The 20,540-nt window shown below is 69.1% G+C and carries 19 protein-coding genes; 10 read left to right on the forward strand and 9 right to left on the reverse strand.

Annotated features, from left to right (window positions below; translation table 11 throughout):
- The first annotated feature begins 22 nt into the window (after positions 1 to 22).
- Genes ACPCHZ_RS09145 through ACPCHZ_RS09160 form a run of 4 tightly spaced genes read left to right on the forward strand, consistent with a single transcriptional unit; the run spans position 23 to position 5,276 of the window.
- Positions 23 to 1,021, forward strand: a complete 999-nt coding sequence (locus tag ACPCHZ_RS09145) for a sugar phosphate isomerase/epimerase family protein (protein ID WP_423484428.1) — start codon at positions 23 to 25, stop codon at positions 1,019 to 1,021.
- Between the two features lie 19 nt (positions 1,022 to 1,040).
- Positions 1,041 to 2,513, forward strand: coding sequence for a sugar porter family MFS transporter (locus ACPCHZ_RS09150; protein ID WP_423484429.1), 1,473 nt, complete (start codon positions 1,041 to 1,043; stop codon positions 2,511 to 2,513).
- A gap of 18 nt (positions 2,514 to 2,531) precedes the next feature.
- The gene (locus ACPCHZ_RS09155; protein WP_423484430.1) at positions 2,532 to 4,451 is read left to right on the forward strand and encodes a putative nucleotidyltransferase substrate binding domain-containing protein; all 1,920 of its coding nucleotides are present in this window, start codon (positions 2,532 to 2,534) and stop codon (positions 4,449 to 4,451) included.
- Positions 4,452 to 4,457: 6 nt separating this feature from the next.
- The gene (locus tag ACPCHZ_RS09160) at positions 4,458 to 5,276 is read left to right on the forward strand and encodes a metallophosphoesterase (protein ID WP_423484431.1); all 819 of its coding nucleotides are present in this window, start codon (positions 4,458 to 4,460) and stop codon (positions 5,274 to 5,276) included.
- Between the two features lie 4 nt (positions 5,277 to 5,280).
- Here ACPCHZ_RS09160 and ACPCHZ_RS09165 read toward each other — a convergent pair whose 3' ends face one another.
- A complete protein-coding gene (locus tag ACPCHZ_RS09165) occupies positions 5,281 to 6,126 on the reverse strand; it encodes a helix-turn-helix transcriptional regulator (RefSeq protein WP_423484432.1) in 846 nt (281 codons plus the stop codon).
- Between the two features lie 100 nt (positions 6,127 to 6,226).
- Here ACPCHZ_RS09165 and ACPCHZ_RS09170 point away from each other — a divergent pair, with 100 nt between their 5' ends.
- Positions 6,227 to 7,213, forward strand: coding sequence for an aldo/keto reductase (locus tag ACPCHZ_RS09170; RefSeq protein WP_423484433.1), 987 nt, complete (start codon positions 6,227 to 6,229; stop codon positions 7,211 to 7,213).
- Positions 7,214 to 7,217: 4 nt separating this feature from the next.
- On the opposite strand, the gene rnhA is transcribed toward ACPCHZ_RS09170, so the two are convergent.
- Together rnhA and ACPCHZ_RS09180 are read right to left on the reverse strand one after the other, a co-directional pair.
- The gene (gene rnhA, locus ACPCHZ_RS09175) at positions 7,218 to 7,682 is read right to left on the reverse strand and encodes a ribonuclease HI (RefSeq protein ID WP_364975151.1); all 465 of its coding nucleotides are present in this window, start codon (positions 7,680 to 7,682) and stop codon (positions 7,218 to 7,220) included.
- A 34-nt stretch (positions 7,683 to 7,716) separates the two neighbouring features.
- Positions 7,717 to 8,346, reverse strand: a complete 630-nt coding sequence (locus ACPCHZ_RS09180) for a VOC family protein (protein WP_423484434.1) — start codon at positions 8,344 to 8,346, stop codon at positions 7,717 to 7,719.
- 54 nt (positions 8,347 to 8,400) lie between these two features.
- Between ACPCHZ_RS09180 and ACPCHZ_RS09185 the strand changes: the two genes are divergently transcribed.
- Positions 8,401 to 9,021 carry a hypothetical protein gene (locus tag ACPCHZ_RS09185; protein ID WP_423484435.1) on the forward strand — a complete coding sequence of 207 codons (621 nt, stop codon included), beginning with the start codon at positions 8,401 to 8,403 and terminating at the stop codon, positions 9,019 to 9,021.
- Here the strand turns inward: ACPCHZ_RS09185 and ACPCHZ_RS09190 are convergent, their stop codons facing one another.
- Positions 9,022 to 10,410 carry an NAD(P)-binding protein gene (locus ACPCHZ_RS09190; RefSeq protein WP_423484436.1) on the reverse strand — a complete coding sequence of 463 codons (1,389 nt, stop codon included), beginning with the start codon at positions 10,408 to 10,410 and terminating at the stop codon, positions 9,022 to 9,024. It abuts the gene before it with no gap.
- Positions 10,411 to 10,470: 60 nt separating this feature from the next.
- On the opposite strand from ACPCHZ_RS09190, the gene ACPCHZ_RS09195 reads away from it, so the two are divergent.
- A complete protein-coding gene (locus ACPCHZ_RS09195; protein WP_423484437.1) occupies positions 10,471 to 11,229 on the forward strand; it encodes an acyl-[acyl-carrier-protein] thioesterase in 759 nt (252 codons plus the stop codon).
- A gap of 8 nt (positions 11,230 to 11,237) precedes the next feature.
- Here the strand turns inward: ACPCHZ_RS09195 and ACPCHZ_RS09200 are convergent, their stop codons facing one another.
- Together ACPCHZ_RS09200 and ACPCHZ_RS09205 are read right to left on the reverse strand one after the other, a co-directional pair.
- A complete protein-coding gene (locus ACPCHZ_RS09200) occupies positions 11,238 to 11,825 on the reverse strand; it encodes a TetR/AcrR family transcriptional regulator (RefSeq protein WP_423484438.1) in 588 nt (195 codons plus the stop codon).
- Positions 11,822 to 12,622: an alpha/beta hydrolase gene (locus ACPCHZ_RS09205; protein WP_423484439.1), complete on the reverse strand. Its 801-nt coding sequence runs from the start codon at positions 12,620 to 12,622 to the stop codon at positions 11,822 to 11,824. Before ACPCHZ_RS09205 ends, ACPCHZ_RS09200 begins: the two co-directional genes overlap by 4 nt.
- A 238-nt stretch (positions 12,623 to 12,860) precedes the next feature.
- On the opposite strand from ACPCHZ_RS09205, the gene ACPCHZ_RS09210 reads away from it, so the two are divergent.
- Positions 12,861 to 15,854: a Kelch repeat-containing protein gene (locus ACPCHZ_RS09210; protein WP_423484440.1), complete on the forward strand. Its 2,994-nt coding sequence runs from the start codon at positions 12,861 to 12,863 to the stop codon at positions 15,852 to 15,854.
- Here ACPCHZ_RS09210 and ACPCHZ_RS09215 read toward each other — a convergent pair.
- The 3 genes from ACPCHZ_RS09215 to ACPCHZ_RS09225 all read right to left on the reverse strand — a co-directional run bounded on the left by ACPCHZ_RS09215 (position 15,847) and on the right by ACPCHZ_RS09225 (position 18,112).
- Positions 15,847 to 16,455, reverse strand: coding sequence for an FHA domain-containing protein (locus tag ACPCHZ_RS09215; RefSeq protein ID WP_423484441.1), 609 nt, complete (start codon positions 16,453 to 16,455; stop codon positions 15,847 to 15,849). The genes ACPCHZ_RS09210 and ACPCHZ_RS09215 overlap by 8 nt on opposite strands.
- A gap of 127 nt (positions 16,456 to 16,582) precedes the next feature.
- On the reverse strand, positions 16,583 to 17,509 hold the full coding sequence (locus tag ACPCHZ_RS09220) for a hypothetical protein (RefSeq protein WP_423484694.1): 927 nt from the start codon (positions 17,507 to 17,509) through the stop codon (positions 16,583 to 16,585).
- 207 nt (positions 17,510 to 17,716) lie between these two features.
- Positions 17,717 to 18,112 carry a hypothetical protein gene (locus ACPCHZ_RS09225; RefSeq protein ID WP_423484442.1) on the reverse strand — a complete coding sequence of 132 codons (396 nt, stop codon included), beginning with the start codon at positions 18,110 to 18,112 and terminating at the stop codon, positions 17,717 to 17,719.
- A gap of 92 nt (positions 18,113 to 18,204) precedes the next feature.
- Here ACPCHZ_RS09225 and ACPCHZ_RS09230 point away from each other — a divergent pair, with 92 nt between their 5' ends.
- The gene (locus tag ACPCHZ_RS09230) at positions 18,205 to 18,975 is read left to right on the forward strand and encodes a response regulator transcription factor (protein WP_423484443.1); all 771 of its coding nucleotides are present in this window, start codon (positions 18,205 to 18,207) and stop codon (positions 18,973 to 18,975) included.
- The gene (locus ACPCHZ_RS09235) at positions 18,972 to 20,486 is read left to right on the forward strand and encodes a sensor histidine kinase (protein WP_423484444.1); all 1,515 of its coding nucleotides are present in this window, start codon (positions 18,972 to 18,974) and stop codon (positions 20,484 to 20,486) included. Before ACPCHZ_RS09230 ends, ACPCHZ_RS09235 begins: the two co-directional genes overlap by 4 nt.
- Positions 20,487 to 20,540: the final 54 nt, after the last annotated feature.

Genomic DNA, 20,540 nt, shown 5'->3' on the forward strand with positions numbered 1-20,540 from the left:
CCACAAAAGGAGTCGCACCATCATGAAGCTCGGTGTCTACACCGCGATCCTGCACGACAAGCCGCTGCGCGAAGCACTGGAGGTCATCGCCTCACTCGGGCTCACCGGAGCCGAGATCAACGCAGGCGGATTCCTCCCCACCCCCCACCTGCCCGTCAAGGAGCTACTGGCCGGCGAGGTCACGCCACAGCAGTACCTGTCGACCTTCGACGGCACCGGGGTGTCGATCGCCGGACTGAACTGCAACGGCAACCCGCTGCACCCCGATCCGGAGGTCGGTCCCGAGGACGCCGAGGATCTCCGCAACGCGATCCGGGTGGCCGGGCTGCTGGGTGTGAACCGAGTCGTCACGATGTCCGGTCTGCCGCAGGCCCATCGGGGTGGGCAGTGGCCGGCGTGGCACGTCAACACGTGGGACTCCGGATACCTCGACTCGCTGGACTACCAGTGGGACGACGTGGCGGTGCCGTTCTGGACCGAGATCGACGCGCTCGCCCGCGAGAACGGCGTCAAGGTCGCCATCGAGATGCACCCGCAGAACCTGGTGTTCAATCCGCCGACCATGAAGCGCCTCGTCGACAAGACGGGAGCCACGCACGTCGGTGCGGAGATGGACCCGTCGCATCTGTTCTGGCAGGGCATCGACCCGGTCGCGGCCATCGAATGGCTGGGCCCGCTGGTGTTCCACGCCGCGGCCAAGGACACCCGCATCAACGACAACTGCAAGATCTACGGCGTGCTCGACGACCGCTTCACCCGAATCCCCTTGGATCAGCACCCCACCGGGCTCGGCGGCAGGCATGTCGTGAACAAGTGGCCGGAGGACTCGGCGTGGGACTTCGTCGCCGTGGGCCGCGGGCACGACACGGAATTCTGGACACGGTTCCTCGCCGCACTGGAAGCCGTCGATCCCGACATGTGGGTGAACATCGAACACGAGGACGTCGCGTTCGGCCCCCTGGAGGGTCTTCGGGTCGCCGCCGAGACACTGAAAACCGCCAACTCGGCCAGCGTCGGCTGACCGGAGAGAGCTGAACAACATGACCACACATGCGGATTCGCCGGCTGAAGCCGACCTTCCACCCCTGACCAGCGGTCCTCACCGACAGCGGATCGGCCTCATCTCGGTCGTCGCGTGCCTGGGCGGCCTGCTCTTCGGCTACGACACCGGCGTGGCCAACGGCGCCGAGGGTCCGATGGCCAAGGAACTCGGACTCTCCCTGCTCCAACTGGGCGTGGTCATCAGTTCCCTGCTGTTCGCCGCCGCATTCGGTGCCCTGCTCGGCGGGATCATCTCCGACAAGATCGGGCGCCGCAAGACCATCCTGATCCTGGCGCTGTTGTTCTTCTTCGGCGTCCTGCTGGTCGTGTTCTCCCCGTCCGGGCCCGAATCCGGCACCTTCTCCGCGGCAGGCTTCGCGACTCTGGTGGCAGGCCGCATCGTGCTCGGACTCGCCGTCGGCGGCGCGTCGACGGTGGTCCCGGTCTTCCTCGCCGAACTGGCGCCCTACGAGATTCGCGGATCGATCACCGGGCGCAACGAGTTGGCCATCGTCGTCGGCCAACTCTCCGCATTCGTGGTCAACGCGATTCTCGGTGTGACACTCGGCCACGTGGACGGCGTCTGGCGCATCATGTTCGCGGTCTGCGCGCTCCCGGCGGTAGCACTGTTCTTCGGCATGCTGCGGATGCCGGAGTCGCCGCGCTGGCTGGTGGAGAAGGGCAAGAACGACGAAGCACTCGCGGTACTGAAGACCGTGCGCTCCGAGGACCGGGCCGAGGCGGAGATCGCTCAGGTGGAGCTGGTCGCCCGGCACGAGAGGCAGGCCAACCAGATCGGCATCCGTGCCGTCATGGGCAGCAAGTGGCTGCGGCGCATCATCCTCGTCGGCATCGGCGTGTGTATGACCCAGCAGCTCACCGGGATCAACTCGATCATGTACTACGGCACGCGGGTGCTGGAGGAATCGGGCATGACCGAGGAGCGGGCCGTGCTCGCCAACATCGCATTCGGTGTGGTCGCCGTGATCGGCGGCATCATCGCGCTGCGCAACATGGATCGCATCGACCGCCGCAAGACCTTCCTGATCGGCCTGTCGTTGACCACGACGTTCCACTGCCTCGTCGGTGTCGCGTCGATGCTGCTTCCGGCGGGAAACCCGGCGCGGCCCTACGTGATCCTCGTCCTCGTCGTCGGGTTCGTGCTGTCGATGCAGACGTTCCTCAACGTCGCCGTGTGGGTGTGGCTGGCCGAAGTCTTCCCCCTGCACATGCGCGGCCTCGGCATCGGTGTCGCGGTGTTCTTCTGCTGGGTCACCAATGGATTCCTCGGGCTCTACTTCCCCACCCTGGTCGCGGCGGTCGGCATCACCGGCTCGTTCTTCCTGTTCGCCGCGATCGGAGTGGTGGCATTGATCTTCGTGTACACCCAGGTGCCCGAAACGCGCGGCCGCTCGCTGGAGGCGCTCGAGGAGGATGTGTCCAGCGGGCAGATCTATGTCGGCATGCGCTGAGCCGACTCGGCTTTGACGATGGGCGACGCAGGCACTGCGGATGCGCGGGCGGACGAGTTGTGCAGCTTCCTCTCTGGAATCGAGCCGTTCACCGCTCTCGGTTCCTCGCCGTTGGCAGAGATCGCGGCTGCAGCGACGGTCCGCGAGTTCTGCGCGGGCGACCTGGTGGTCGACGCGTTCACGGCGCCGCCCACGGAGATCTACGTGGTGCTGACCGGCGAAGTCGACCTCTGGCACGATCAGGACCAGGTGACGAAGGCCGGTGACGACCGGTTCGTCGCCGGCGACGTGTTCGGGTTCTCCGCCATGCTCACCGAGCGCCCCATCGGCCCACGGGTGGTCGCCACCACGGCGGCGAGCATTGCCGTCCTGCCGGGCAACCTGGTCGAGCCGGCGTTCTACTCTCGCAGCGGCGCCCGGTTCCTCGCCGACTACATCTCCCGAACCCGACGCCGCAACACCTCGGCGCCGATGTTCAGCACGGTCGCAGACCTGGTCGCGAGCACGCCGTTGGTCATCGGTCCGGACACACCCGTCGCCGTCGTCGCGCGGCAGATGGCGGAACGTGACATGCACTGCGCGGTCGTCGAATCGGGCGACGGCTCCTACGGCATCGTGACCGACGCGGTGCTGGGCCGCCGAGTCGTCGGCGACGGGATCTCCGGGGACACCCCCGCGCGTGAGGTGATGGTGCACCCGGCCACGACGGTGGAGCTCTCCGGCTCGTCGGTCGAGGCACTGATCACGTTGCTCGACACCCGATCTGAGTACCTGCCGGTCGTCGATCGAGCCGACAACCTGCGCGGCGTACTCGGGGCGCGTGATTTCGTCCTGGCGCCGACGACGGCGGGATTCGGGATGCTCGAACAGATTCGGCGCGCTCGCAACCGCGCCGAGTTGATCGAGCGGGCCCGGCGCGCACCGTCGATTCTGGGTGACATCCTCGATCGGGGGCTGGCCGTCGACCGCGTCATCCGGGTGTACTCCGCGATCGTCGACGCGATCGTCCGGCGATCCATCCAGTTGGTCTTCGCCGACCATCCCGACCTGGCCCTCGACCAGTTCACCTGGCTCTTCCTCGGCAGTCACGGCCGACGCGAGGCCGTGCCGTGTTCGGATCTCGACGTGGCCATCGCCTTCGACGACACCATGTCCGCGGAGACGATGGTGCTCTTCCGCGACGCGTTCGGTGAGGTCAACGAACTGCTGACCGCTGCAGGGCTCGGCGTCGACGTCAACGGCGCGAACGCGTCGAACAAGGCGTTCTCCCGGACGAACAGTGAGTGGCGGGCCGCGGCAACCCGTTGGCTGACGGCGCCCGAGGAACACTCGCGTGCGACGATGGCGCCGCACCGCAAGGGCCTGGCGGTCATCGCCTCCCTGCTGGTGGACGCCCGGCCGATCCACGGCACACCCGGACTGCCGCAGGTGGCGCAGGTGTTCACCGAGTTCCGGCGGCATCCGGCGGCAATGGATCTGCTGCTGTCGGAATCGCTGTCGCACCGGGCGAAGGTGCGGGATCGCACCCTCCGCGACGTGTTCACCGGGAAGGGCGACACCTTCGACGTCAAGACCCACGGGCTGCTGCCCGTGGTGAGCATCGCCCGGTGGGCCGCGCTCGGGGTCGGTTCCACCGAACTGCAGACCGTCAAACGCCTGCGCGACGCGTCGGGATCGGCCATCCTGCACGGCGCCGAGGCCGACCGCCTGATCGAGGTGTTCGAGATCCTGCAGCGAATGCGGCTGCGCCATCACCTCAATCGGCTTCGCCACGGCCTGCAGCCCAGCGACATGATCGACCGCGACGACCTGTCACCGATCGAACGCAGCATGATCGGCCAGGCCGTCCGGGAGATCAACACCATCGCACGTCGCATGGACCGTGTCGCGCTTCGTTCTACATCCCTGCCCCGGCCGGTCCGGCGAAAGGCGACCTGACCGCACATGCGGATCGCCGTCATCGGTGACGTCGGTGGACACGCCAGAGCGCTGCGCGACGAACTCAACCGCCTGGGCGCGCACCCCGACGGCTCGCTACCCGATGAGCTGATCGTCGTGCAGGTCGGCGACCTGATCCATCGAGGACCCGACTCCGCTGAGGTGGTCGACATCGTCGACAACTACCTGCGCACCCAGCCCACGCAGTGGATCCAGCTGCTCGGCAACCACGAGGCGCACTACCTCCGTCCGCCGGTCTTCGCCTGGTCGGAAACCCTGGATGGCAAGCACATCAGCACGATCAACGGCTGGTGGCAGAACGGTGTCCTGACCGTCGCCGCCGCCGCCGTCGACACCGCACACGAGTCCTTCCTCATCACCCACGCCGGCATCACGGCAGAATTCTGGGCCGCCGTCCTCGGCGGTCCACCCACCGCCGCCGAGGCCGCCCACCGGATCAACGAACTCGCGAGAGCGGACGCCGAGTCGGTCTTCCGCGCCGGCATCCTGTTGCACGGCAGGACCGTCCCGGACGCCGGACCGCTGTGGGCGGCCACCGCCACCGAACTGCTGCCCGGATGGGCGGACGGCCGGTTGCCCTTCAGTCAGATCCACGGCCACAGCAGCGTCACCGCGTGGCGCGACGACGACACCACCGTGCCGCGATCCGGCGTCGAAGCGCTCGTCACCATCGACGCCGACGCCAAGCACGAGACCGTTCACCTCGCCGGCGGCCGCCTCATCGGCATCGATCCCGACCACCGCGGCACGCCGACAATCCCCTGGCGCGCATTCGAATTCGCCGGAACCGTCACGGCTCGCTAGCAGCTCACGTCGGTTCGCCGACCACCTGATTCCCCACCACGTCGAGCAGCCGTAGATTCGCCAACGCATCGGAACCGGGCGGTGGGGTGAGCAGCACCAGCCGCTGACCGTCCGTCGTCGCCAGTACCTCGCAGTCCAGCGTGATGGGACCGACCCTCGTCAGGAACGTCTTGCGGTCCATCCGGCGGGTGGCCACTTCGTGACGCGCCCACAGGTCGGCGAACTCGGGGCTGTGCTCAAGCAGCGCGTCGACGAGTTCGCGCATGTCGGCATCGTCGGGCCGGCGTGCCCACGCCGCGCGCAGGTCCGCCACCGTCGTCCGGCTCAGCCGGTCGTGGTCCTTTTCGGGTGCACCCGCGCGCGACCGCGGATCGGTGAACCAGTGCCACGTCATGCTGGCCTCGACACCCGATCCGCCCGCTGCGGGAAGCTCACTCATGAGCAGTGCGGCGAGCCTGTTCTGCGCGAGGATGACGTCGGTGTCGGAGCATACGAAAGCGACTGCGTCGCTGAGCTGGTCGAGGACGAAGAGCAGGGCGGGCCGCACGTTCACCGAATGCGTGCTGCGGTCGGGGACTGCGTGACCCGCGAGCCGGTGAAGATGATCGGTCTCGTCGTTGGTCAGGCGCAGGGCCCGGGCGAGCGCTCGCAACATCTGCGGTGACGGCTGGGGCCCGCGCGACTGCTCCAGCCTCCCGTAGTAGTCGACCGACATCCCGGTCAGCTGCGCCACTTCCTCTCGGCGCAGCCCCGCGGTGCGGCGACGAACGCCCACCGGGAGTCCCACGTCCACCGGGCTCAGTGCCTCCCGGCGGCGCCGCAGGAACTGGGCCAGCGCTTCGCGATCCATCGGTTCATTGTCCGCCAGAGGTGCAGGCTGAGGCAGGGACTCCCGATCCCTGCCTCGACGCGTCCTGGTAGCTCCGCTGATTCGGGAACACGCTGATCTCATGCGAACCAAGACACTCGGAACCTTGAAAGCGTCGGCGGTCGGCCTCGGATGCATGGGCATGTCGGGGGCGTACGGCGAATCCGACCGCGACGAGAGCATCGCCACCGTGCACGCCGCGCTCGACGCGGGGGTCACGTTGCTGGACACCGGCGACTTCTACGGCATGGGTCACAACGAACTGCTGATCGCCGAGGCGTTGGGCTCCGCCCAGCGTGACGCGTACCAAGTCAGCGTCAAGTTCGGTGGTCGACTCGACCCCGCGGGCGCCTGGGTCGGCTACGACGCAAGCCCGGCCGCGGTGAAGTCCGCGGCCGCATTCTCGTTGCAGCGCCTCGGCACCGACTACATCGACGTCTACCGTCCGGCTCGGCTGGACCCCGCCGTGCCCATCGAGGACACCGTTGGCGCGATCGGCGAGCTCGTCGACGCCGGATACGTGCGGCACATCGGGCTCTCGGAGGTCGGATCGGAGACCATCCGCCGAGCGGCGGCCGAGCGGCCGATCAGCGACCTGCAGATCGAATACTCACTGATATCGCGCGGCATCGAGGGCGGCATCCTCGACACGTGCCGCGAGCTGGGGATCGGCGTGACCGCGTACGGAGTGCTCTCGCGAGGACTGATCGGCGGGCACTGGACGAAGACCAGCGGCGGCCCAGGCGATTTCCGCACCATGAGCCCTCGATTCGCCGAGGGCAACGTGGACCGCAACCTGGCCCTGGTCGAGGCGTTGCGCGGTGTCGCCGACGAACTCGGGGTGTCCGTCGCCCAGGCTGCCATCGCGTGGGTGGCCGCCCGGGGAGACGACGTGGTGCCGCTGATCGGCGCGCGCACCCGGAACCGGTTGACCGAGGCACTCGGAGCGGTCGACGTGACGCTGACCGAAGATCAGCTGGCCCAGCTCGAGTCGGCGGTGCCTGCGGCCGAGGTGGCCGGCGACCGATACCCGGCCGAACACATGGCTGCGCTCGACTCCGAGCGCTGACCGGTCAGGCGAGTAGAGCTGCCCCGTCGATCGCTTCCTGCATGCCCCGGGTCGCCAGCACGTCGGCCAGTTCGTTGTCGGCGACGCCGGAATGCCCCTTCACCCAGAACCACTCGACCTGGTGCCGCGCGCACGCCGCCTGCAGCCGCTGCCAGAGGTCGACGTTCTTCACGGGTTGCTTCGCGGAAGTCAACCAGCCGTTGCGTTCCCAGCCGAAGACCCACTTGGTGATGCCGTTCCGGACGTAGGTGCTGTCGGTGTGCAGATGCACCACCACGGGACGGGTCAGCGCCTCCAGCGCCATGATCGGCGCCGTCAACTCCATCCGGTTGTTGCTGGTCTCGCCGGGCTCGCCGCCGCACATCTCGCGGACGTGCTGGCGCTGGCGCAGCACGGCTCCCCAACCGCCGGGTCCGGGGTTCGGTCTGCACCCGCCGTCGGTGTGGATGACGACGACGTCTTCGGTCATGCGCCGAGGATAGGCAAGGGTCGGGTGGTCGAGCTCATCGACGCGCCGTCATCATCGCCGTCCGGACCGACATGCCGAGGTCGTGATGGCGCAGGGTGGTGATCCGGCGTCCGGGCTGCACCGCGTCCTTGACAGGTCCGGTGCGATCACCGAAGAACGCGGCGGTCGCGTCGATGTCAGCGACGACGTAGGTGATGCCCCACAGGGTGGACGGCCCCTCGTCCGTGGTGTCCGGCGAGCCGACCACCTCGACGATCACCTCGCCGAACCGGAAGAAGATCTGGCGCATCGGCCGTCCGCCGAGTTCGGCATCCCGTTCCCGGCGTGGCTCCACTCCGACGGCGCCCAGCGCCGCGACCGTCCGGCGAAGGTCGGGCGACAGCAACACGACGTGGTCGACCGCGACGACGCCGTTCGGGTGCGCGGCCGGCGGCTCGGCGGCGACGTCCGTCCAGGTCGTCGGTACGCCGTCGAGGTCGTGGGCCGAGGCGCGGGGTGGCAGGCCGCGCAACGACCACCCGACGATGCCGGCGCCGCGAGAACGTCCCACCAGCCGGATGCCGACGCCGCCGACCCGGCAGACGTCCCCCGAGACGCTGAAGCCGGCCCGTGTCCAGGCGTCCGGCGGATCGGCGACCTCGAACGACTCGACGGTGACGGTCATGGGTCAACGGTCGCATGCCCCCGGCTTGTCGGTGCCCTCGCCTACCGTCATGCCATGCGAACCGCGGACCTCGTCCCCACGCCCGAACTCGTCGACCAGATGGTGCGGGACAAGCCGCCGGGCTGGGCGTTGGCGGCCTTCGCGTCCGTGATGTTCCAGCGCTGGGCCGCGCTCGAGGATCGCAAGATCGCCCAGGTGGTCGGGCGGGCCGCGCATCCGGCCGGCAGGCTGCGGACGGGCCACGACGTCGCAAAGTTCCTCACCCGGCACCTGCGCGCCGCCGACGACATCGTCGCGGAGGCAGCGGCCTACCTGCGCGCGCCGGAGTTCGCGGCGGTGTTCGGCGACGGCCAGGACGATGCCGACCCCGACGGCGTCGTCCGCGCCGCACACCATCTGGGCGACCTCTACGAGAGAATGCTCGAGATCGCGGAGAACTGCCGAAGGCGTTCCGTCGCATGGCAACACGTCGAGCTCCTCGACAGCTGTACGCGGTTCCTGAACCAGCACCTCCAGGACTTCGGCGGCTTGGTCAACGACGTGCTGGAGCGTCATGACGAGATGCAGCGGCAACTGCCCTCGGGCCGCAGCCGCCTCGAACCCGTGCGCCTGCACACCACCACCGACGACCAGCTGCTCGGGTCGATCCTCGACCACCTGCACGCACTCGGGTAGTCAGCCCTCGCGCAGCAGCAGCTCGAGCTTGTCGTTGGCGGTCTGCAATGCCGTGGCGATCATGCCGAGCAACCGCTCACGGCTTCTCGGCCGCGCCAGCAGCGGGATGAACATCTCGCGCAGCAGGTTCAACCGTGACGTCGCCAGCCAATCCATCAGTTCGGGCTCGGCGAGCCAGCGCAATTCGTTGCGGTGCTCGGCCAGCGTCATCGCCAGCCAGTCGACGTCGGTGTTCGGATGGGGCACCGGCCGGCACAGCGCATTGTTCGCGGCGTCGTCGGCGCCGCTGAGTTCGAGGTGGGCGATCATGCCGGCGCTGAACACCTGCTGGCAGCCGCGCACACTCTGCAGCACCAGCCGGTCGCCGTCGAAAACGTCCACCGCCGGGCGCTTCTCGAGTCCGTCGGCGGTGCAATCCACGTACAACGTCGAACCGGCGGACGGGACCTCGCCGCCGGTGAGCACGATCGCGGAGGGCTCGATCCGCTCGACGCGGCCCAGCCGGATCACGTCGTCGATGCGGCGCAGCTGGTCGAGCTCGGCGCGCGACACCGTGGCGCAGCGGTACATTGTGGGCCGGACCGCCGGATCGAGCCGCAGCAGGTTGCCGTTGGCCTCCAGCTGTGCTAACAGCTCGTCGACGGAATCGGCGTCGGTGATGGACTTCAGCCGCGCCCCGAAGCTCGCTTTGAACCGGTCGAGGAAGTCGGGTCCCGGCTGGATGTTCTCGCGGTCGAGCAGCCATGCGTCGCGCGGCATGATCCACCGCAGCCGCTCGGGTGCGATCCCGGCGGCGAGCAGCCACAGGCACGCGTCGATGCCCGTCTTGCCCGCGCCGACGACGGTGAAGTGGTCAAAACCCGCTGCCAGCAAGGGTAATTCGTTGGGTGGCACGCACGTGACGCCATCGGCGACGCCGTATGCCGGCGGGCGCATCGACGGCACCACCGTCTGCAGGTACGTCGCGTCGACCGTCCGGCGTCGCACGTCGACGGTCACCTCGTCACCGTCGTGCCCGACGATCCGGCCATCGCCGAGGTACTCGCTGTCCGGCAGGTACGACACCCGGCCCGTCGGCAGTAGCACCTTCTCCATCACCTCGTCGAAGTATCCGCACACTTCGTCACCGGCAGCCAGCTCGTGCAGGCCGGCGTTCCACCCGGCGTCGTCGACGGCGCCGGATCCCAGCGGACGGGAGTTGACGCCGTAGTAGGCCGACGGCTGGTGTAGGCGGACGAACGGATAGGCGCGCGTCCAGTGCCCGCCGGGGGAACTGCCACGGTCGACGATGACGACCCGCGCATCGCTCTCGGCGACCAGGGTGTCGGCGAAGGCCATACCCATGGCACCGGCGCCGACGACCAGGTAATCGGTCTCGATCGTCCGCATGTCGCCCCCTCGCTCCGCGCGACCCTATCCGAGGTCATGGCATGCATTACCGTCGGTACCGTGTCGACAGCCCAGCCGGACGCGGCGAGACCGCTGCACGCGTTGCCGGACACCGGCTACGTGTACCGGACGGGGTGGCGGCTGACCACCAGCGACATCGACGAGCACCGGCGAATCCGGCTGGACGGCGTCGCCCGGTACATCCAGGAGGTCGGGGCCGAGCACCTGATCGACTCCGGGTTCGCCGACGTCAATCCACACTGGATCGTGCAGCGCACCGTCATCGATGTCGTCGAACCGATCGAATGGCCGAGTGACATCACCTTCCGGCGGTGGTGTTCGGGTATCTCCAACCGCTGGTGTTCGATGCGGGTGCGGCTCGACGGCGCAGAAGGCGGCCTGGTCGAGACCGAGGGCTTCTGGATCAACATGAACAAGGACACCCAGACGCCGTCATTGATCGACGGTGACCTGTTCGAGCGGTTCGCTTCCACCACGGACGACACCCGGCTGAAATGGCGGCCGTGGCTGCCCGGCCCGGCCGACTCGGAGTCCTCGGTGCCGTTCGCGCTGCGGCACACCGACATCGACCACTTCAGGCATGTCAACAACACGGTCTACTGGCATGGCGTGCACGAGGTGGTGGCCCGGTACCCGGACATGACGACCGGTCCGTACCGCGCAGTCGTCGAGTACCGCAAGCCGATTCAGCGCATGGACGACGTCGTCATTCACTGGGGGCGGCGTGACGGCGACCTTCGGCTGTGGTTCGTCGTGGGCGAGACCGTGCACGCCGCCGCACTGGTCCGCAGCCTGTAGCCCCTCGGTCAGCGCGTTCCAGCGAGCCTGTCGGTGAACACGTCGAGCATGTGCTCGAACGTGGCCGAAGAATCGGGTGTCTGGCCGATCCCCGTCTGTTCGATGGTGACGGCGCCGTGGATGGCACTCCAGACGATCTGGGCGGCCTCAGACGAATCATGTTGTGGAGTGCCGACTCCCAGCGCCTCGATCAACCCGACCAGGACGGCGAACACGTCGCGACCGGAACCGGCGACGGCCGACGACTGGTCTTCCAGCGGGCTGCCGGACCCGAAGATCAATGCGTACCGCGCGGGGTGGTGCAGCGCGAAGTCCCGGTAGTCACGGCAGGCCTGGCGGAAGCGGTCGGCGGGAGCGAGATCGGTGGACACGTCGATGGCCTCGGCAAGCTGTTCCAGCGTCCGGGTCGCCAGGGCGATCAGGAGGCCGTCCTTGTTCTCGAATCTGTTGTACACACTCATGGGAGACACTCCGGCTTGCTGTGCGACCGCCCGAACGGTCACGCCGCCGGTGCCGTCGCGATCCAGCACGGCCTCGGCCGCGTCGAGTAACGCGGCCGAGACCTGGTGGCTGGCGGTGCGGCGGCGGGCCGTCATGCCGGGGTGGCGACGTTCCGGTGGGCCAGCCAGGCGAGCGATACGTCGGCGACGTCGCGCCACCCACCGTCGATGGTGAGTGAGTGCCCTCGTCCCTCGAACTCACGGAAGTCGGTGATCGCCCCGGACTTCGCATAGAGCTTGTGCGCGGCCTTCGCCGAGACGAACGGCACGGTGTGATCCGCCGTGCCCGCGGTGATCAGCAGCGGCCCGCGGGTGCCGTTGGCGATGTCGACCCTGGCGGGCGAACCACCCGACAAGTTGGCCGTCGCGGCCTCGAACAGCGGCTTGCCGGGCGACGGGATCGACCACTGCTCCCACAGCTCGTCGGACTCGGCCTGGGTCAGCGCATTGCCGAACCCGTAGCGCCACTGCGCCTCGGTCAGTCCCTTGGCGCGGCCTCGGTTGAGGGGGTTGCCCAGGACCGGGAAGGCGCTGCGCAATTGAGCGACGGGCAGCGGCCTGACGCCTTTGATGGGGGCCGGGTCGATGGCCACGGCTGCGGCGACCTTGTTCTGTCCCAGTAGTTTCTGCGCGATCAGGCCGCCGAAGGAGTGCCCGATCACCACCGGTGGAGTGTCGAACCGGTCCGCGATCGTCGCGAAATGCGCGGTCAGCTCGTCGATGCCGATGCCCGCCTGATCGGCGGGCTTGCGCCGGGTCTCCTCGACGGTGGGTCGTTCACCGGGCCACGCCGGCGCGACGGCGTGATGGCCGTGGGCGGCGAAGTAGTCGATCCACGGCTGCCAGGCGGTGTGGGAGATCCAAAGGCCGTGGATGAAGACGACGTTGGTCATGATGCGTTCCTGTCTCGACTTCGGTGCCCGCTCGCGTCCGCGGGCGGTGCGCGTCGCCTATGTAACAATGTTCCATAAGTCTCGCAGCCACAAGAACCGCGCCGGGGCTACGATTATTTCCGTCCGCAACCGGTCCTCCCGGCGCGCCGGCGAGTGATGCGGAATTTCATCTTTTCCGAATGTTTGCTCGGTACCTTCAACCGAAGGAAATCGGCATGTCACCGGAGGGCGAGACACCATGGCGGGCGGGATAGCGGCCGAGTTGGCGGCCGCCGGCTTCGGGGACGCGAGCGAAGTGGGCCGCGGTGGCGGCGGGGTGGTCTACCGCTGCCATCAGAAGTCCCTCGGCCGCAGCGTCGCCATCAAGGTGCTGGCCTCCGATCTCGACGACGACGACCGGGAGCGGTTCCTGCGCGAGGGTTATGCGATGGGAGCGCTGTCCGGGCACCCGAACATCGTGAACATCCTGCAGGTCGGCGTGACCGAGAGCAGCCGGCCGTTCATCGTGATGCCGTACCACCCACGGGGTTCGCTCGCGGAACGGTTACGCCGGGAAGGCCGCATCGCGTGGCCGGAGGCGCTGCGCATCGGGGTGAAACTGTCCGGGGCGCTGGAGACCGCCCACCGGACCGGGACACTGCACCGGGACATCAAGCCGGCCAACGTGCTTGCCAACGACTACGGCGAACCGCAGCTCAGCGACTTCGGCACCGCCCGCATCACCGGCGGATACAAGACCGTGACCGGTTATTTCACCGGCACCCTGTCCTACACCGCACCCGAGGTGCTCGCGGGCAACCCGCCCACGGTCGCGGCAGACGTGTACTCCCTCGGCGCGACGCTCTACGCGCTGATCGCCGGGACGCCACCGCACGAGCGCAAGGCCGACGAGGACCTGATCGCGCACTACCTGCGCATCACGTCGACGCCGGTGCCGGATCTGCGTCCGCAGGGCATCCCGGCCGACGTCTGCGCGGCCATCGAGAAGGCGATGTCGCGCGAGCCGGGGGACCGGCAGGCGTCTGCGGCGGAGTTCGGCCGCGAACTGCAACTGGCACAGGGCCACAACGGGTTGACCGCCGACCCGATGGCGCTCAGCGACGCCGGTCCCGCACCGGAGCAGGAGGACGGCACGCAGGCGCTGCCGCTGGTGAGTGACGCCGGCGACCCGTCCGGCTCCGGTGCGCAGTCACCGGACGACGGCCTTCCGCCGCCGGTCCCCGGCATGTTCGCGCACACCACCTCGATCAGCGGGTCGAGCCTGCCGTGGCAGGCCGCGCAGATCCCACCGAAGGTCCCCGAACCCCCGCGGGTGATGGAGTCCGATCCCGGCCCGCCCGCCAAGCGCGACGGCAAGAGGCTGCTGATCGCCGGAGCCGCCATCGTGGCGGTGCTGCTCCTGGTGATCAGCGGCATCGTCATGGTCACCTCGTCGCAGGACGCCGCACCGCCGACGGAGGCCGCGTCGAGCCGTCCGACCGCTGAACCGCCGCCCGTCTGGGAACCGGTCGCCGATGCGCGGGTCGCGCGGGACGCGGTCGCGGCCACTCAGGCCGACGGCACCATCTGGATCTTCGGCGGCGTGGGCGCGGACAACCGCGTCAGCGGCGGCCACGAGGGCTTCGACCCCGCCATCGACAGCTGGAAGGGTGGCGAGGACCTGCCCGTCCCCGTCCAGCACGCGGCGGCGGTCACCTGGCAGCACACTCCGGTGGTGCTCGGCGGCTGGCGCACCGAGGGCGCCGACGAGAGGATCGCCACCAACCGGGTCTGGCGGGTGGTCAACAGCCGCTGGGTGGAGCTCCCGCCGCTGCTGCAACCGCGGGCCGCCGCGGCGGCCGCCGTGGTCGGTGACCGCATCGTCGTCACCGGCGGGGTGGACTCCGGCGGCAGACTGCTGAACACCACCGAGGTCTACGACGGCACCTCCTGGAAGCCGGCTGCCCCCATCCCCACGCCGCGGCAGCTGCTGGGCGCGGCGTCGGACGGCAAGCTGATGTACGCGGTGGGCGGCACCAACGGCACCGCCGACCTGGCGGCGGTCGAGGCCTACGACCCGATCGCGGACAGGTGGTCGGCCATGCCCGATCTTCCGCTGCCGCGCAGTGATTTCGGCGTGGCCGTCACCGACGCCCGGCTGGTGGCGGTCGGGGGCATGTCCCGCGGGCGGGTCCTCGACAGTGTCGCCGCGCTCGATCTCACCACCTCCACGTGGAGCGACCTGCCGGATCTCGGCACCGCGAGGCACGGTTCGGGGGTCGCGGCGGTGGGCAAGACCGTGTACGCGATCAGCGGGTCGACCGGCGCAGGCGACGACCAGGTCACCTCGTCCGCCGAAGCGCTGGAGCTGGCGCCGCGCAGGCCACAGCCCGCCGCGGCATGGCGGGCGCTGCCGGACGCGCAGACGCCGCGGCTGATGATGGCATCGACCGTGCTCGACGACGAGATCTGGATCGCAGGCGGCATGCTGGGACACTCGCAGTCCCTCGACACCGTCGAGAGCTATGACCCGAAAACCGGTGCGTGGCAGAAGCATCCGCCACTACCGATACCCCTGCACCACGCGACGGCGGCGGCCTTCCGCGGCGAGATGATCGTGATCGGCGGCGCCACCGACACCGTCGCCGAGGCGTCGAACAAGGTCTTCGCGTTGCGCGGCGGCGCGTGGGAGGAACTGCCGAGCCTCGGATTCGCCCGCGCGGCACCGTCGGCGGCCGTCGTCGACGACAAGCTCGTCGTCGTCGGTGGGCAGAACGACAAGCAGCTCGTCACGGCGACCGAGGTGTTCGACGGCGAGTCCTGGACCACGGCGGCCGACCTGCCCACTCCGCGTGAGCATCTCGTGGCGGTGTCGGACGGCACCTACGTCTACACGGTGGGCGGGCGGGCACTGACCGCCGACGAGAACTCCTCGGCGGTCGAGCGCTTCGACCCGGAGGCCGGGACGTGGGAACGGTTGCCGGACATGCCGACTGCGCGCGGGAGCTACGGCGCCGCGCTGGTCGACGGGCGGATCGTGGCCGTCGGTGGCGAGGAACCGACGCGCGTGCTGGCCACCGTCGAGATCTACGACATCGACACCGGCAAGTGGTCCACCGTGGCGCCGATCAACACCCCGGTGCACGGTCAGGTGGTGGCCGCCGTCGGCTCCACCGTGTACTGCATCGGGGGCGCCGACCGGCCGACGCACGAAGGCCCGGTCGCGACGGTCGAGGCGCTCGACTTCACGTAGCGCGCAGCTGAGCGAGGGTGACGGCGCCACGCCGCAGTGCCTCGTTGGCCAGCCGCACCCGCCGGTCGCCCTCGGCGGGGACGGCGAACTTGTCGTAGAGATTCTGCAGGTGTTGTTTGACGGCCGCCTCGGAGACGAACAGTTCGCCGGCCATCTTCCGCACCGATGCCGGTTCCGGGAACGGGTCGTCGGAGACCAGGGGCCGGCACAGGACGACGAGCACGTCGACCTCACGCGGGGTCAGCCGCGGCGGCACCTCGGCGGGCTGGGCGGTGACGGTCTCCTCGTCGAGGGCGCCGCCGGAGTCCCTGACCTCCCAGAAGACCAGCTTCGTCTTCCCGATGCGCACCTCGTCCCCGGACCGCAGGACGCGTTCGGCGGTGATCTTCTCGCCGTTGAGGTGGGTCCCGTTGCGGCTGCCGAGGTCCCGGATGGACCAGGCGAACCCGAGGTTCTCCAGGACGGCGTGCAGGCGCGACACGGTCTCGTCGTGCTCGAGCGCCACCACGTTGGTCGACGACTTGCCAAGGGTCACCCGCTGGCCGGTCAGCGGGACGAGCTCCCGCCCCGACGGCCGGAGGACTTCCAGGTGCGACGACATGACAGTGGGGACCTCCTTCGCAGCAATCTTCGCCCACGGAGCCGGTCCTTGCGCGCAAACACGGCGGACGCGCCACCGCGGGCCGTCGGAGTGGTCCCCGACGACCCGCGGCTCGCCCACCGTCAGATCACGCGCGCGGCGCGCGGTGGGTGGCTCTCCATGCCTGCGGGATCATCCGCTTGACCTTCGCCGACTCCAGGATCGGCGGCCACGGCCATTCGCTGTGCCCGGCGCCGCGCGGCGCCTTCAGGAACGCCAGCCCGAGCACCAGACCGAAGATCACGTGCCCGACCAGCGTGATGGTGAACGTGGCGGGATTCAGGTCGAACATCATCTCCTCGCCGCGCGGCGCCACGACGACGGTGCCGATCAGTCCGCTCCACAGCGGGAAGACGGACATCGCCACGAAGGCCAGCACCGCGTAGACGCTCTTCCACCGGTCGATGCCCAGCGCGAACGCGGCGATGAAGAACGCCACACCCATGCCGCCGCCGTCGCCGATGTAACGCCACACGTAGCCGACCGCGGCACTGCCGTTGGTCTCGGGCTCTCCGGTGACGAACGAACCCATCACGGGGATGAAGTCGCCCATCAGTTTCAAGACGTGCACGGCGAACAACCTCGCCGCGTCGTAGACGATGCAGGCGACCATGCCGGCGATCAGGCCACGCCCGACCACCATGTCGATCCGGTGCGGCGCGAACGCGATGATCGCGCCGAGCACGGCCAGCAGCGCGATGATGACGATCGACGTCGTGCTCTGGTGAACCAGGCCGAACACCTCGACCGGAATGGCCAGGATCGGCATGGATGCCAGCAACAGCACGAACAGCACCCGGGCGATGGCCCACTTGGTGGGCGGGCTCGGCTTCTTGGCCAGGTCGATGTAGCGCTGCCGGACGGTGTCCGACACGGTGCCGATGATCTCGACGGGCCGCAGCCGCACGGTCTTGCCGTCGAAGCCGCTGACGGCCTTCGGCAGCGCCTTCATCGGCACGTCGGGGGAGGGGACGTGAGTCACGAGCGGCTTCACCGGCAGGTCGGCGGTACGCATGCGCACGGTTTCGTCGTATACGGGGCGGCTCGGGCCGGTCGGTGTTGTCGCGAACATCAGACTTCCTTGATTCTGTGCGGTGTACAGCAGGACGTCATCCATCGTCGCGAGGGCGTCCCGCCCGGGTAATCGCCGCCGAGCCAGAATCTCGCGCCGTGGGGGAAGGGTTTGCTGTCCGCCGGGTAAGGGTCGCCGCAGCGCCGGCCGTCAGGGCAGGCGCTCGCGCACCGCGGCGGCGAATCCGTCGCAGTCGGCGACGGTGACCGTGAGGCTGGGATGCCGGAGGCGTCCGGTCGGTTCGATGCCCGGCACCGGCGCCCGGAACTGCAGGCACACCCCGCGGTCGCCGTTGGTCGCGAAGGTGAGGCCGCGGTCGGCGATCGACAGGTGCGCGGCGCCTGCCGTCTTGATGAACTGGTACGGCCCGGTGATCTCGACCTCGGCGACGTTGTCGAACGTCGTCTCCAACCGCCATGGCCCGAACCGGGCGGTGATGCGATCAGGGCCGAGATCGACGCCGCATCGCGAAGGCCAGATGCCGAACGGCAGCGCCGCGATCCGATAGCGGGGGTCGAACCGGAAGTCGAAGGACTGATCTGCCACGGCGACCGCATACCCGCGCGGGCGAGCCGGCGCACATGTGAAATCTCTATGAGACGCGTGACCGGCCCCGTGGCGCTCGCGAGAATGATCGGATGACGACTGTGCCGACCGACAGCGGTACCGGTCCACGCCGGCCCGTCCTCGGGCAGCTGCCGCGGATGTACCGGCCCGACGGGTCACCCATCCGCGTCCTGCTGGTCGACGACGAGCGCGCGCTGACGAATCTGGTCCGGATGGCGCTGCAGTACGAGGGCTGGGCCATCGAGGTCGCGCACGACGCCCGCGAAGCGGTGGACAAGTACCGCGAGCACGGTCCGGACGTGCTGGTGCTCGACATCATGTTGCCGGACACCGACGGCTTCGGGGTGCTGCAGCAGATCCGGTCGTCGGGGACCTACACGCCGATCCTCTTCCTCACCGCGCGGGACTCGGTGCGCGACAGGGTCACCGGGCTGACCGCCGGCGGCGACGACTACATGACCAAGCCGTTCAGCCTCGAGGAGCTGGTCGCGCGACTGCGGGGGCTGTTGCGGCGCAACGCCTACCTCACCCCGGACTCCGAAGAGCACCTGACCGTCGGGGATCTCGAGCTCGTCGGAACGAGCCGGGAGGTGTACCGGGCCGGCGTCCCGATCCCGCTGACCTCGACCGAGTTCGAGCTGCTGCGCTACCTCATGCAGCATCCTCGGAAGGCATTGAGCCGCAACGAGATCCTCCGCCGGGTGTGGGACTACGACTTCGGCGGCAAGTCGAGCGTCGTCGACCTGTACGTGTCCTACCTGCGCAAGAAGATCGACGCCGGCCGGGACCCGATGATCCACACCGTGCGTGGGGTCGGCTATCTGCTGCGGCCCGCGGAATGAGACGCATCTGGCGAAGCTGGACCCTGCTGCGGCAACTCGTCGTCGGCGTCTCGCTGGTGGTGATGCTCGCCGTGGCGACCATCGGGACGATGTCGGTGCTGACGCTGCGGACCTCGGTGCTCGGGATCATCGACGGCCAGTTGTCGGGCGCCGCCGACAACTTCGGCAACGGCGTGGCCAAGTACCGCAGCACGCCATTGCCCACGACGGGTGAGCTGCCGCCGCCGGGCACCACGAAGCCGCTGGCGAACTTCGTCGGCCAGGCGCCCGGGAACGTCATCGCGCTGATCCGCGGCGGCGAGGTGGTCGACTCGGCGTACTTCGTCGACGGCGAGGCGCAACCGGTTCCCGCCGACGCCGTGGAGGCCGTTGCCGACACGGCGCCCGACGGCGCCGAGGCACGCAGCGTCGAACTGCCGGGTCTGGGTTGGTACCGGATGACCAGTCGTCCCGGTGACGGCGGGGAGATCCTGGTGACCGGGGTGTCACGCACCCCGGCGTGGGAGGCGATGATCCGGGAGACGGCGATCGTCACCGGCCTCACCGTGCTTGCGCTGCTGATCACGGCGGGCAGCACGGTCGCCATCGTCCGCTTCGCCCTGCGCCCGCTGCGCCGCGTCGCGGCGACCGCCGCCGAGGTGGCGCTGATCCCCCTCGACCGGGACAACTACGCGATCACCCCGCGGGTGCCCGCGGGGGACACCGATCCGCGCACGGAGGTCGGCCTCGTCGGCGACACGCTGAACCGGCTGCTCGACCACGTGGAGCGGGCGCTCGGCGACGTGGCCGCCTCGGACCGCCGGATGCGGCAGTTCATCACCGATGCCAGCCACGAACTGCGCACCCCGCTGGCGGCGATCCAGGGCTATGCGGAGCTGACCCGGCAGGACAGTGCGGTGCTGCCCGAGACGACGGAGTACTCGTTGGCCCGCATCGAGGCCGAGGCGCTCCGGATGAACGCGCTCGTCGCCGACCTGCTGTTGCTGGCCCGCCTCGACGAGGGGCACGACCTCGACCGCACCGATGTCGACCTCGCCGACGTGGTGGTCGACGCCGTCAACGACGCCGCGGTCTCCGCACCGGCGCACCGCTGGGTGACTGACGTCACGGGCCCGGTTCTCGTGCGCGGCGACCGGGCGCGGCTGCACCAGTCGGTGGCCAACCTGCTGGCCAACGCGCGGGTGCACACCCCGGCCGGCACCACGGTCACCACCGCGCTGACCGTCGGCCGGGACGGTGACGGGGCCGGGCACGTGGAGCTGACGGTCGTCGACGACGGGCCGGGCATCCCGCCCGATCTGCTCCCGCATCTGTTCGAGCGATTCGTCCGGGCGGACAAGTCACGCTCCCGGGAGGCCGGCAGTTTCGGCCTCGGACTGTCCATCACGGCGTCGATCATCGAGGCTCACGGCGGGTCGATCACGGCGGATTCCGGCGGCGGCACGACCACATTCCGCATTCGATTGCCGGCGCTGATCGCGGCGCACGAATTGAAGCCCGTATTGAAATAGAAATGCGAATTCATGGCACGGGAGTCCATGCCATGAATTCGCATCGGTGCGACG

This window comes from Mycobacterium sp. NPDC050041 (assembly GCF_049541695.1).
Classification (GTDB): domain Bacteria; phylum Actinomycetota; class Actinomycetes; order Mycobacteriales; family Mycobacteriaceae; genus Mycobacterium.